Genomic DNA, 11,857 nt, shown 5'->3' with positions numbered 1-11,857 from the left:
CCCCGATGCATCGGGGCGGTTTTGATTTTTATTCTGAAATAACATTTCCTTTTTTATCATAGAAATGGTATTCTAAGTACGTGTAAGCGTCACGAGGTATGATTTTCACCCATTTCTTATGTTCAAAAAACCATTTTGAACGTAATGATGGAAAACCTTTGCTGAGGTATGCAGCCACAAACGGATGTGTGTTAAGCACAACTTTATTGTGGGTTTTTAAAAGTCTTTCTAAATCAGAGGTGATCTTGTCTATTATTAATATTGGTGCTTCAATTTCACCATTGACTTTATTAGGATCTTCTTCTCTGGTTTTAATGTTAACTTCTGGTCTTACGCGCTGTCTTGTAATCTGGACTAAACCAAATTTACTCGGCGGTAATATTTTATGCTTTGCTTTATCGTCGCTCATTTCTTCTCGCAAGAAGTCGAACAAAACTTTCCTGTTTTCTGGATTAGACATATCGATAAAATCAACTACGATAATTCCGCCCATATCTCTCAGACGAAGTTGTCTGGCGATTTCTGCTGCGGCAATCATATTCACTTCCATGGCGGTGTCTTCCTGGTTGGTAGCTTTATTCGAACGGTTTCCGCTGTTTACGTCTATAACGTGAAGAGCTTCAGTATGTTCGATGATAAGGTAAGCCCCTTTACTCATAGAAACGGTTCTGCCAAAAGAAGTTTTGATTTGTCTCTCTATATTGTATTTCTCAAAAATTGGAGTGTCATTTGATTGATAAAACTTAACAATCGATTGTTTTGAAGGTGCAATTTCTTGCAGATATTCCTTCGTTTGATGGTACAACTCTTCATCATCTATTTGAATACCACTAAAGGTATCATTGAATACATCTCTTAATATCGAAGAAGCCCTGTTAAGCTCTCCTAATACTTTTGATGGATGATGAGCAGTTGGTAATTTTTTACACATTGCAGACCATCTGCCAAGCAGGTTCTGCAAATCTTTTTCTAATTCGGCTACGTTTTTGCCTTCGGCTACTGTACGAACAATAACACCAAATCCTTTAGGTTTGATCGATAGAACAAGTTTTTTTAGACGATCCTTTTCTTTTTTGTCTTCTATTTTTTGAGAAATAGAAACACGATCAGAAAAAGGAACTAGAACAATAAATCTTCCGGCAAGAGAAAGCTCAGCACTTATTCTTGGGCCTTTGGTCGATATAGGTTCTTTAACTACTTGAACTAAAACAGATTGATTGGCACTTAAAATATCAGTAATGATGCCATCTTTGTCAATCTCTTTTTCAAACTGAAAGGTTTTTAGGGAGAAATCTTTTATTTTACCTGCGCTTACAAGTTTTATGAATTTCAGCTGAGAAGCTAAGTTTGGGCCTAAATCGTGATAATGTAAAAAAGCATCTTTTTCGAAGCCTACATTTACAAAAGCAGCATTAAGTCCGGCAACTGGTTTTCTGATTTTGGCAATAAAAATATCACCAACCTGAAAGTTGCTTTTCTCTTCTTCTTTGTGTAATTCAATTAGTTTTCCATCTTTTAATAAGGCAAAATCTACGGCTTCAGAACTAGATCTAATGATTAATTCTTTATTCACACTGTAAATTTTTATCCGTGAATTGGTTGTCGGTTGTTTGTTGATAGTTGTTGGTAAAAATAACCAAAAACCAAAAACCAAGAACCATCAACTTCTACAAGGATGGATTAAACAATATTTTAACAGGTATTGAACCCGGGGAAAACTAGCTGGCAGTTTCCAGTTCCAAGTAATCAGTAAACTGAATACTAAAATCTGATGACTGAACACTAATTCTCAATTTCAATGAACGTTTAAAAAGAAAAAAGTAGTTTAAAACTACTTTTTCTTTTTGTGACGGTTAGCTCTCGCTCTTTTCTTACGTTTGTGAGTAGCTACCTTATGTCTCTTTCTTTTTTTACCACTTGGCATATCGTGTCAGATTTATGTTAATTAATATTATTTTGCTTCGTTGTTAGTTTTAACTCCTTCTACAAATACTTTTGCAGGTTTAAACGCAGGGATGTTGTGTGCCGGGATTTTGATTGTAGTGTTTTTTGAGATGTTTCTACCAGTTTTTTCAGCTCTGGTTTTTACAATAAAACTACCAAAACCTCTTAGGTAAACATTGTCTCCTGTTTCTAAAGAAGTTTTTACTTCTTCCATAAAAGTTTCTACTGTTGCTTGAACATCTCCTTTTTCAAGACCTAATTTCTCTGAAATTTTCGCTACGATATCTGCTTTCGTCATTTTCTTTCCTATTTTATTTATAAATGGTGTACTATTTTTTTGAGTTTGCAAATATAGGAATTAAAAAAATAATTAATCAAGCTAATTCGTTAAATTTTAATTACATAAACATTTACTTTTGTATTCTAAGTATTTTGCAATGAATTTTTCTAACATATTGATAAAATGGTATTTACAAAACAAACGTGATTTACCGTGGCGAAAAACGGCCGATCCGTACCAAATTTGGCTCTCAGAAATTATGCTGCAGCAAACAAGAGTTGCGCAAGGAATGCCTTACTTTTTTGCTTTTACGGAGGAATTTCCTACTGTTTTTGATCTTGCAAATGCATCTGAAGAACAAGTTTTAAAACTTTGGCAGGGATTAGGATATTATTCGCGCGCAAGAAATCTTCATAAAACAGCAAAATATGTTGCAGAGGATCTAAACGGAACTTTTCCTCCTTCATATAAAGAACTTTTAAAATTAAAAGGTGTTGGTGAATATACTGCTGCGGCAATTGCATCTTTCTCCTATAATGAAGCCGTTCCAGTTGTAGACGGAAATGTATTTCGTGTACTTTCCCGTTATTTTGATATAGAATCAGATATAGCACAGCCCGCAGCAAAAAAAGAATTTACAAAACTGGCTTACGAATTAATGCCAAAAGATAACCCGGCGATCTTCAATCAGGCGATAATGGAGTTTGGCGCACTGCAATGTGTTCCTAAAAGTCCCAATTGTTCTGTCTGTGTTTTTAATGACAGCTGTTTAGCGCTGCAGAAAAATAAAGTTGATACTTTACCGGTAAAATCAAAAAAAATAAAAATTACAAATAGGTTTTTTAATTATCTGGTTTTAGAAGATATTTTAGGAAACACTATTGTTCAAAAAAGAACTGCAAAAGGAATCTGGCATAATTTGTATGAGTTTCCTCTTTTTGAAAGCAGTGAAATTGTAGATTTTAATACTGTTGCCGGTATAGTAAAAAATGATATGTTTTCTTTCTATACTATAGTAGGTATCGAAGAATGCAGTGAAGCGGCCATAATTCATAAGCTTTCGCATCAGCATCTTCACATTCAGTTTTGGAAAATAAAAATTAATGAAGCACTTGAAAAAGGAATTGATTTGAAAACTTTAAAAAGCTTTCCTTTTCCAATTGTAATATATAATTTTATTGAGAAATTATAATAATAAAAAACGACTTTTATGAGAAGTCGTTTTTTATTCATTTCTATACTCCGGCGGCGGCGTACTGAATTATTCTAACCACAATTCCAACTGCAAAACCAATTAAGGCCATATTACATGCTGATTTTGCTGCTACGGGCTCATCATTCTTTTTTACAAAGTAAATAATTGCTCCGGCTAACGGAATACAAAAAGATAAAACTTTTAGCGGCGTGCTTAAATCTTGTTCCGATTTATCATTTTTTTCGAATTCATTAAAATTAGAATTTTCTTCAGACATAATTGTTTGTTTTACGTGGTTAATTAATAAAAATGTATTTAAAAAAATATACTGTCCAGTATGCGATAAAATCAGATAATCCGGCAAGTCCGTATCCAGCAATAATTCCTGAGAAAAAGCGCAAAAAATTATTACTTTCTCTATTAAAATAGGCTTGCGTGAGACCGTCAATCATTGTTGGAAGAATTGCTAGTAATGCCAGATAAATGTCTATTTTAATAAACCATAAAAGAGGTATAAAAATAAAATAGCCAACATAAATGCCGGTACAACGGGCACAAAAAGGAAATTGTTTCCCTTTATAAAAAAAAGACCTTTCAGGTAGTTTGTGGCAGCTGACAAATTCGATTTTTCTCATGAATCAAAAATACAATAATTTTTTATTTAACATAATTTTTCTTAGTGTCAATATTTTATATTCCTTCGTTTAATTAGAATTGGAAATATTTAGTACAGAATGAAATGCTGTTTTAAGTAAAAATACTTTTCTAAATACAATCTACAATTTTTATAAAAGCAGGAATTAATTTGCTAAAAAAATGTATCTTTGGTAGAAATACCACTATTAATTATGAATGGAACATTAAATAAGGTTATGCTTATTGGTCATTTAGGCGATGATGTAAAAATGCATTATTTTGATGGAGGAAACTGTATTGGCCGCTTTCAACTGGCTACAAATGAAGTTTACATAAATAAAACGACCAATGAAAAAATAACGTCTACAGAATGGCATAATTTGGTTGTGCGTAATAAAGCTGCCGAAATTTGTGAAAAATACCTTTCTAAAGGTGATAAAATATATGTTGAAGGACGTATTAAGTCAAGACAGTGGCAGGCTGAAGACGGCACAACAAAATATACAACCGAAATTCAGGTTACAGAATTTACTTTTCTGACTACCAAAAAAGAAACTGCAAATCAGCGGTCAGGCCACGATCAGGAACCAGCAAAAAATGCTAACTTTGATGCGCCAAACGAAGGTTTGCCAATTAATGATCTGCCTTTTTGATTGTTTAACTAATCCTATGTAATTTGGACCCGGAGCCCAGTTTATTATTTACTACAACTTTAGACACCAATTTAATAATTGGTTTTGTCGGAATATTTATTTTGCTGTTTTTATCAGCAATTGTTTCAGGTGCCGAAGTTGCACTTTTTTCTTTGTCCCAAAAAGATATTGATGACACTCTTCAGGAAAACCTTTCAAAAGGAAAAATTATTTCTGATCTTTTAGACAAACCTAAAAAACTTTTAGCAACCTTATTAGTCGCCAATAATTTTTTAAATATTGGAGTCGTTATTTTGTTCTCTTTTATTGGCAGAAACATTTTTTCAGGTGTTGATTCTCCTGTTTTAAAATTTATTTTAGAAGTAATTCTGGTTACTTTCCTGATTTTATTATTTGCAGAAGTTTTGCCAAAAGTTTACGCAAGCCGTAACAATGTAAAATTTGCCAAACGTTTCGCCTATTCCATTTCTATTTTAGATAAATTACTGTCGCCAATAAGCTTGCCTATGCGCAGTGTTACTTTATATTTGCATAATAAATTAGGGAAACAAAAAAACAGCTTTTCTATAAATCAGCTTTCTCAGGCTTTAGAATTAACAGATTCTGAAGGAACATCAACAGAAGAGCAAAAAATATTAGAAGGAATTGTTTCTTTTGGAAATACAGATACAAAGCAGGTTATGAGTCCGAGGATTGATATATTTGCATTGGAAATTACAGAATCATTTTCGGCAATTTATCCTAAAATAATCGAAAAAGGATTTTCAAGAATTCCGGTTTATCGAGATAATATTGACCAGATTGAAGGTGTTTTGTTTGTTAAGGATTTATTGCCGCATATTGATAAAGACAATTTTGACTGGACATCTTTAATAAGAGAAGCATTTTTCGTTCCTGAGAATAAAAAATTGGATAATCTATTAAAAGATTTTCAAAGCCTTAAAAGTCATTTGGCAATTGTTGTTGACGAATATGGCGGAACTTCCGGATTAGTTTCTTTAGAAGACATAATTGAAGAAATAGTAGGGGATATCAGCGATGAATTTGATGATGAAAATTTAAATTTCTCTCAAATAGACGAAAAGAATTTTCTTTTTGAAGGAAAAATAAACCTTAAAGATTTCTATAGAATTGTCGATGTCGACGAAGATATATTTGAATCTCATAAAGGCGAAGCCGAAACGCTGGCCGGATTTATTTTAGAAATCCTGGGGAATTTCCCTAAAAAAGATCAAAAAATAGCTTTTGAAAATTGTCTTTTTACAATAGAAACAGTTGATAAAAAGCGTGTAAAACAAATAAAAGTAACAATAGAATAAATGTTTAAAAGAATAATTTTGGTTGCGGTAATTTTGCTCACATTAACAGTTGTAAGCTGTAAAGACGACGTTTTGCCTAAACCTGCAAGTTTCCTTAGATTAGATTATCCAGAAGCCAAATATGTCAATTTTGAAAACAATTGCCCCTTTGCTTTTGAAATGAATGAAGATGCGGTTATTAAAGGTGAAAAAGACTGCGGATTTGCGATTACATATCCAAAAATGAAAGCGACTATTTATTTAACCTATAAGCCTGTTCACGGCGATATCGAAAAGCTTTTAAAAGACGCTCAAAAACTGACTTACGAACACGTTATTAAAGCCGATGATATTTTAGAACAACCGTATTTAAACGCAGAAAAGAAAGTTTACGGTATGTTTTATCAAGTGGATGGAAATGCGGCTACAAACTCTCAATTTTACGTTACAGACAGTACAAAACATTTTATAACAGGATCAGTTTATTTTTATGCAAAACCAAATTTTGATTCTGTAATGCCGGCTGCAAGTTATATCAAAAATGATATGCAGCGATTGATGGAAACGTTGAAGTGGAAATAAGAAACAATAAAAAAGGCATTCAATTGAACGCCTTTTTTATGGAGAAACTTTAAACTTTAGATTTAAAGTTTGAAACTTTATATGTTTTTCCGTCTCCGGTTTCCTGAACAACTTTCGTCAGTGATTCAGAATTTTGAACCGTTTTGTCGAATGTAACAGTCGCTAATTTTTTATCAAAATCAACAGTTGCTTTTTCTACACCTTCTAAATTAGATAATTCCGTTTCGATAGTTTTGGCGCATCCAACTGCACAAGTCATACCTTCAATGTTGAAACTTGCCGTTTGTACATTTTCTGCAGCAATTGGTTTGTGTTCTTTTGGAGCAGCTTTTTCAGCATTAATTACTGCCAAACTTTTATCTTCTTCTTTTTTACAGCTTACGAATATTAAACCAGCAATTGCTAATGAAGCTATGATCTTTGTGAATTTCATATTATAAGAATTTAATTTACTAATAATTTTCTTTGCAAAATTAGTAAAAAGGAAGAGGCTAATTCGTAAAAATAGTACAAATTTGCAGTAAAATACTTTTTATGGATGCAAAACAGTTAAAGTGGGCTTACTTGTTAGTATTGTCACTAATTTGGGGAAGTTCTTTTATTTTAATCAAAAGAGGATTAGTAGGTTTAACCGCAGTTCAGGTTGGATCTTTCCGAATTATTTTTGCTGCCTTTTTTTTATTGATTGTTGGTTTTAAAAGTTTAAAAAAGATTTCTCGCCGCCAATGGAAATTTGTTGCGATAACGTCTTTTTTCGGAACTTTTACTCCGGCTTTTCTTTTTGCGATTGCAGAAACAGAAGTTGACAGCTCAATTGTAGCCATTTTAAATTCGCTTACGCCTTTAAATACGTTGGTTTTAGGAATATTAATTTTTGGGATTCAATTTCAAAAACGACAGGTATTAGGTGTTTTTGTTGGTTTAATTGGATGTTTATTACTGGTTTTAAGCGGCGCAGCATCGCATCCGGGGCAGAATTACTATTATGTTATTTTGGTAGTTATTGCGACACTTAGTTATGCAATAAATGTCAATTTAATCAAGAAATATTTATCTGATTTAAACTCGCTTAGCATCACAACAGGGAATTTTGCCATATTGCTTATTCCGGCGTTGCTGATTTTAAGTACAACCGATATTCCTCAAAGAATAAGTATGGAAGTTACACATCATTCTATTTTCTTCGTAATGATTTTAGGAATTTTAGGAACCGGAATTGCAAATGTTTTGTTCTTTAAATTAATTCAGATTTCGTCTCCGGTTTTTGCAACTTCTGTAACTTATTTAATACCAATTGTTGCTTTTTTCTGGGGATTATTAGATAACGAAATGCTTACGCCAATTCAGTTTTTTGGTGCTTTTATTATTTTGATTGGAGTTTATTTATCGGCTAAGAAATAAGATAGTGATCAAGGTTTTGTTTGTCATCCTGCGTAAAATTAAAGGGCGTGCCAATTGGAACGGGGGCTTCGACTTCGCTAAGCCTGACAAAAAAGAGGATAAAAAGTTTTCTGGCAGAAGTTTGTCATTTCGACCGAAGGGAGAAATCGCAATAGAAACTCCGCATAGAATGTCGTCAATCTTTGTCGAATCCCGAATGCGATTTCTCCCTTCGGTCGAAATGACAAACTAAATAAAAAAGCTTTGTCAAAATTTTGAACTTTGACAAAGCCTATGAGAAAAAAAACTTAGAATCTTAGCATTTCAGAACCTTAGCCTCTCTAAAGAAAATCTGCCTCAGAAACTCCTTCATTAATCTTGATATCTGTCATTTTGATATCTAATTCAAAACCTACATTTTGAACTAAGTTAAAAGGAACTTTAACACCTTTTACTTCTCTGTAATCGTTGAAGTTTGTGATTTGCGTAACCGATTTTCCGTCTTGTTCACGAAGTTTCGATTTTGCTACTTTCAACCCAGATTTTACATCATAATAATGAGTTGTATTGCCATCTTTTATGGCATAAGCATCGCTTCCGTTAATTGGTTCAATGCTGTTTACTTTTAAGTCTGTTCTTTTTACTAATTGTAATTCTTCAAAAGGAGCAGCATTTGCTTTCATTTCTTTAAGGTCATCGCCTTCAAGGTTTTTACGTTTTCCTTGCTGTTCAATATAAGCGCCTTTATCATTTACAACCTGTTTCATTAAATTCATACTTCCCATAGAAAGTGAAACCATCATTTTCCCTTTAGAATCAAGTTTTGAAGTAAAAGTCAGCGGGGCGGGAGCTTGCGGAACTTTTGTTGTTCCATCCATATAAAGTGTTTTTACGGCAGTTACTGCTTTTTCTCCGCCAATAGCTTTGATGTAATTTTCGAAAACAGTTTTTGCAGTAATATCTGCGGGAGCTTCTTTTTTAACAGCCGGTTTTTCAATTGGGTTTCCGTATTTATCAAAATAATAAATCGGAATTTGAAGTTTTTCTAAACCAGAAATTACATCAGAACCTTTTCCAACAACAACAATTCGCATATTGTCAAGTAAAAAATATTTGTTTGCCACACGATAAATATCATCGGCAGTTACATTGGTAATTGTTTGAATGTATTTTTCGTAGAAATCAGCCGGAAGTTTTTCTGTTTCAATGTTTAAAGCATAACGTGCCACAGCCTGAGGTTTTTCTACCTGCATAACAAAACGCCCAATATATCCTGCTTTTACATTTCTTAAAACTTCTGGATCAACTCTTTCGGTACGAACTCTTTTAATTTCTTTTATAAACTGAACAACGGCGCTGTCTGTTACCGCATTACGAACCGCAGACGAAGCCTTGAATTTGGTTACATATTTTCCGCTTCCAATACTTGAATTTGCGCCATAAGTCCACGCGTGCTGTTCGCGTAAATTCATGTTTAAATAACTGTTGAAATCACCCCCTAAAATTTGATTTGCAATTACAGCAGGGAAAAAATCAGGATCGCTCATTTTTAAATTTATAGTATTTACCAACGAAATCTCTGATTGAACCGCATTTGGAACATCTACAAAATCAATTTGAAGTTTAGATGCATTTTCAGGATTTGGATAGGTATTTTTTGGAGCGGCTTGTTTTTTCCATCCGCCGAAAAGTTTTTCTACAGCTGTTTTGGTTTCTTTGAATTTAACATCTCCAATAATAACTAAATAGGCATTTTCCGGTACAAAATATGTTGCGTAATTTTTTTGAACATCTTCAAGCGTCACATTTTTTACAGTTTCTTCAGAAAGGTATTCTCCAGAAGGATGGTTTCGTCCAAAAGCTAAAACATCAACCACACGATTTGCAATTGCGGGAACACTTTTTTCATCGGCTTTAAGTCCTTCTAATAATTTTGCTTTTTCTTTATCAAATTCAGTTTGCGTGAAATTTGGCTGTAAAGCACCTTCGGCTAAAAGCTCTAAAACACGTCCTGAATATTTGGATAAAGAACTTGCAAAAGCGCCTTGCGATGTAAAATTGATATTTGCACCATAAAAATCAATTTCTTCATTAAAAGCTTCTTTCGCAGTTTTTTTGGTTCCGTTACCAATTAAACTGCTTGTTAATTCGTCAACACCTTTTTTGTTTCCTTCTGTAAATGGGGCATTGTCCAGTGTAAGGTTAAAACTTACTCTTGGTAATTTATGGTTTTCGACAACCAGAACTTTCATACCATTTGCCAAAACAAAGGTTTGAGGTTTTTTAATGTTAACTACAGGCGGGTTTCCTGGTTTTGGTTGTGGACGATCTTGTGCTTGCATAATTCCAGTTAGGAATAAAATGATTAAAAATGTATATAGATTTTTCATGATTCGATATTCTTAGTTTTGCGATTTTGGGGTAGGAATATAATCTAAAATTAAGCGCTGATTTGGGTTTAAATACTTCTTGGCAACTTCTCTAATTTCTTCTCTCGTAATAGAATGGTAAATATCAATTTCGGTGTTAATTAAATTTACATCTCCATAAAGTAAATAATACGAAGCCAGGTTTTCTGCAATTCCTTCTACGCTTGCATTAGCATTCACAAAATTGTTATCGAATTTGTTTTGTAATTTTTCGTAATCTTTCTCAGAAATTAAATCGGTTTGAAGCTTTACGATTTCTTCATCCATTTCTTTTAAAATATCGGCTGTAGTATTTGGCGCCATTGGCAATCCATACAATATATAGGTTCCGTAATCTTCCTGACTAAAACCAACGGCACCAATTTGAAGCGCCATTTTTTTATCGTCGACAATCTTTTTGTACAATTTAGAGCTTTTTCCGTCACTTAAATACGATGAAATTAAATCTAAAACTCTGGCGTCTCTTGTTTTCATTGACGGCGTTCTGTATGAAGCCACAACCATCGGAATCTGGATATTCGGATCTTCGTAAGTTGCTTTAATGGTCTGTGTAATTGGCTCTTCGGTGTAAGTTTGTTTTTTAACATCTTCACCTTTTGGAATTGGTCCAAAATATTTCTGAACCCATTCTTTAGCTTTTGTTTTGTCAAAATCTCCTGCAATTACTAAAACTGCATTATTTGGAGTGTAGAATTTTTTATTGAATGCCTGAAATTCTTCAAGTGTTGCAGCATCCAAATCTTTCATAGAACCGATAGTTGTCCAGCGATACGGATGATTTTTAAACATATTCTTTTTAACCTCCGGAAGAATATTTCCGTAAGGCTGATTGTCGTAACGCATTCTTTTTTCTTCTTTTACCACTTCATTTTGCGTGTCAACTCCAATTTTATTGATAATTGGGTGCATCAATCTTTCCGATTCCATCCATAAACCCAATTCTAAATTGTTTGATGGAAAAACTTCATAATAATATGTTCTGTCGTCAGATGTGTTGGCATTGTTCACGCCGCCATTTGCGGTAACGATTTTCATCCATTCGCCGCGTTTTATATTTTGAGTTCCTTCAAATAATAAATGTTCGAAGAAATGTGCAAAACCAGTACGATCCGGACGTTCGTCTTTTGAACCCACATGATACATTACAGAAGTAATGACCACAGGTGCCGAAGGATCGTTATGCAGAATAACATGCATGCCGTTATCTAAATTGTATTCTTCAAAAGCCACCTTTTGAGCATGAGCTACTCCGCCAAGCATTAGTGCTGCACTTAACATCATTATCGAATTTTTCATAAAGATTAATAAATTTAAATACCTAGTAAAATATGTAGGTAGCCAAGAGTTGATTATAGTTACATCAAAAATAACTTTTTTTAATTATCATTTAGAGGTTTATCTTTGTTTTGATTGCAATTTAACAATCTTTTACCTCTAATTGAGGATGAAATTCTTTTAAA

Annotated in this window: 12 protein-coding genes; 5 read left to right on the top strand and 7 right to left on the bottom strand. The window is 33.3% G+C overall.

The window, feature by feature from the left end; all coding sequences use genetic code 11:
• Positions 1 to 28: 28 nt before the first annotated feature.
• Both LUU93_RS00580 and LUU93_RS00575 read right to left on the bottom strand, forming a co-directional pair.
• On the bottom strand, positions 29 to 1,573 hold the full coding sequence (locus tag LUU93_RS00580) for an Rne/Rng family ribonuclease (protein WP_035645529.1): 1,545 nt from the start codon (positions 1,571 to 1,573) through the stop codon (positions 29 to 31).
• Between the two features lie 378 nt (positions 1,574 to 1,951).
• A complete protein-coding gene (locus tag LUU93_RS00575) occupies positions 1,952 to 2,242 on the bottom strand; it encodes an HU family DNA-binding protein (protein ID WP_007805026.1) in 291 nt (96 codons plus the stop codon).
• Positions 2,243 to 2,381: 139 nt separating this feature from the next.
• Here LUU93_RS00575 and mutY point away from each other — a divergent pair, with 139 nt between their 5' ends.
• The gene (gene mutY / locus LUU93_RS00570; protein WP_232676337.1) at positions 2,382 to 3,416 is read left to right on the top strand and encodes an A/G-specific adenine glycosylase; all 1,035 of its coding nucleotides are present in this window, start codon (positions 2,382 to 2,384) and stop codon (positions 3,414 to 3,416) included.
• 43 nt (positions 3,417 to 3,459) lie between these two features.
• On the opposite strand, the gene LUU93_RS00565 is transcribed toward mutY, so the two are convergent.
• On the bottom strand, positions 3,460 to 3,696 hold the full coding sequence (locus LUU93_RS00565) for a hypothetical protein (RefSeq protein WP_232676329.1): 237 nt from the start codon (positions 3,694 to 3,696) through the stop codon (positions 3,460 to 3,462).
• A gap of 19 nt (positions 3,697 to 3,715) precedes the next feature.
• Positions 3,716 to 4,054, bottom strand: a complete 339-nt coding sequence (locus LUU93_RS00560) for a DUF2085 domain-containing protein (protein WP_232676327.1) — start codon at positions 4,052 to 4,054, stop codon at positions 3,716 to 3,718.
• Positions 4,055 to 4,267: 213 nt separating this feature from the next.
• On the opposite strand from LUU93_RS00560, the gene LUU93_RS00555 reads away from it, so the two are divergent.
• From LUU93_RS00555 to gldD, 3 genes are read left to right on the top strand one after another with little or no spacing between them, the layout of a single operon-like run.
• Complete coding sequence (locus tag LUU93_RS00555; RefSeq protein WP_232676325.1) at positions 4,268 to 4,708, top strand: single-stranded DNA-binding protein; 441 nt, start codon at positions 4,268 to 4,270, stop codon at positions 4,706 to 4,708.
• A gap of 23 nt (positions 4,709 to 4,731) precedes the next feature.
• Positions 4,732 to 6,027 carry a gliding motility-associated protein GldE gene (locus tag LUU93_RS00550; RefSeq protein WP_232676316.1) on the top strand — a complete coding sequence of 432 codons (1,296 nt, stop codon included), beginning with the start codon at positions 4,732 to 4,734 and terminating at the stop codon, positions 6,025 to 6,027.
• Positions 6,028 to 6,588 carry a gliding motility lipoprotein GldD gene (gene gldD, locus LUU93_RS00545; protein WP_232676307.1) on the top strand — a complete coding sequence of 187 codons (561 nt, stop codon included), beginning with the start codon at positions 6,028 to 6,030 and terminating at the stop codon, positions 6,586 to 6,588.
• Positions 6,589 to 6,637: 49 nt separating this feature from the next.
• Here gldD and LUU93_RS00540 read toward each other — a convergent pair whose 3' ends face one another.
• Positions 6,638 to 7,021, bottom strand: a complete 384-nt coding sequence (locus tag LUU93_RS00540) for a heavy-metal-associated domain-containing protein (protein ID WP_232676296.1) — start codon at positions 7,019 to 7,021, stop codon at positions 6,638 to 6,640.
• A gap of 101 nt (positions 7,022 to 7,122) precedes the next feature.
• Between LUU93_RS00540 and LUU93_RS00535 the strand changes: the two genes are divergently transcribed.
• Positions 7,123 to 7,989: a DMT family transporter gene (locus LUU93_RS00535; protein WP_232676287.1), complete on the top strand. Its 867-nt coding sequence runs from the start codon at positions 7,123 to 7,125 to the stop codon at positions 7,987 to 7,989.
• 320 nt (positions 7,990 to 8,309) lie between these two features.
• On the opposite strand, the gene LUU93_RS00530 is transcribed toward LUU93_RS00535, so the two are convergent.
• Both LUU93_RS00530 and LUU93_RS00525 read right to left on the bottom strand, forming a co-directional pair.
• Positions 8,310 to 10,358 (bottom strand): M16 family metallopeptidase, encoded by a 2,049-nt coding sequence (locus LUU93_RS00530; protein WP_232676278.1) that lies wholly within the window; start codon positions 10,356 to 10,358, stop codon positions 8,310 to 8,312.
• A gap of 12 nt (positions 10,359 to 10,370) precedes the next feature.
• Positions 10,371 to 11,693 carry a M16 family metallopeptidase gene (locus tag LUU93_RS00525; RefSeq protein ID WP_232676269.1) on the bottom strand — a complete coding sequence of 441 codons (1,323 nt, stop codon included), beginning with the start codon at positions 11,691 to 11,693 and terminating at the stop codon, positions 10,371 to 10,373.
• Between the last annotated feature and the right edge of the window lie 164 nt (positions 11,694 to 11,857).

Source organism: Flavobacterium soyae (assembly GCF_021245985.1).
GTDB classification, from domain to species: domain Bacteria; phylum Bacteroidota; class Bacteroidia; order Flavobacteriales; family Flavobacteriaceae; genus Flavobacterium; species Flavobacterium soyae.
This window is presented reverse-complemented; position numbering and strand designations above follow the sequence as displayed.

Bases quoted from the DNA above. Each gene is read 5' to 3' on its own strand.
- LUU93_RS00530 (WP_232676278.1), bottom strand. From the start codon at position 10,358: ATGAAAAATCTATATACATTTTTAATCATTTTATTCCTAACTGGAATT.
- LUU93_RS00525 (WP_232676269.1), bottom strand. From the start codon at position 11,693: ATGAAAAATTCGATAATGATGTTAAGTGCAGCACTAATGCTTGGCGGA.
- LUU93_RS00540 (WP_232676296.1), bottom strand. From the start codon at position 7,021: ATGAAATTCACAAAGATCATAGCTTCATTAGCAATTGCTGGTTTAATA.
- LUU93_RS00535 (WP_232676287.1), top strand. From the start codon at position 7,123: ATGGATGCAAAACAGTTAAAGTGGGCTTACTTGTTAGTATTGTCACTA.
- LUU93_RS00560 (WP_232676327.1), bottom strand. From the start codon at position 4,054: ATGAGAAAAATCGAATTTGTCAGCTGCCACAAACTACCTGAAAGGTCT.
- gldD (WP_232676307.1), top strand. From the start codon at position 6,028: ATGTTTAAAAGAATAATTTTGGTTGCGGTAATTTTGCTCACATTAACA.
- LUU93_RS00555 (WP_232676325.1), top strand. From the start codon at position 4,268: ATGAATGGAACATTAAATAAGGTTATGCTTATTGGTCATTTAGGCGAT.
- LUU93_RS00575 (WP_007805026.1), bottom strand. From the start codon at position 2,242: ATGACGAAAGCAGATATCGTAGCGAAAATTTCAGAGAAATTAGGTCTT.
- mutY (WP_232676337.1), top strand. From the start codon at position 2,382: ATGAATTTTTCTAACATATTGATAAAATGGTATTTACAAAACAAACGT.
- LUU93_RS00565 (WP_232676329.1), bottom strand. From the start codon at position 3,696: ATGTCTGAAGAAAATTCTAATTTTAATGAATTCGAAAAAAATGATAAA.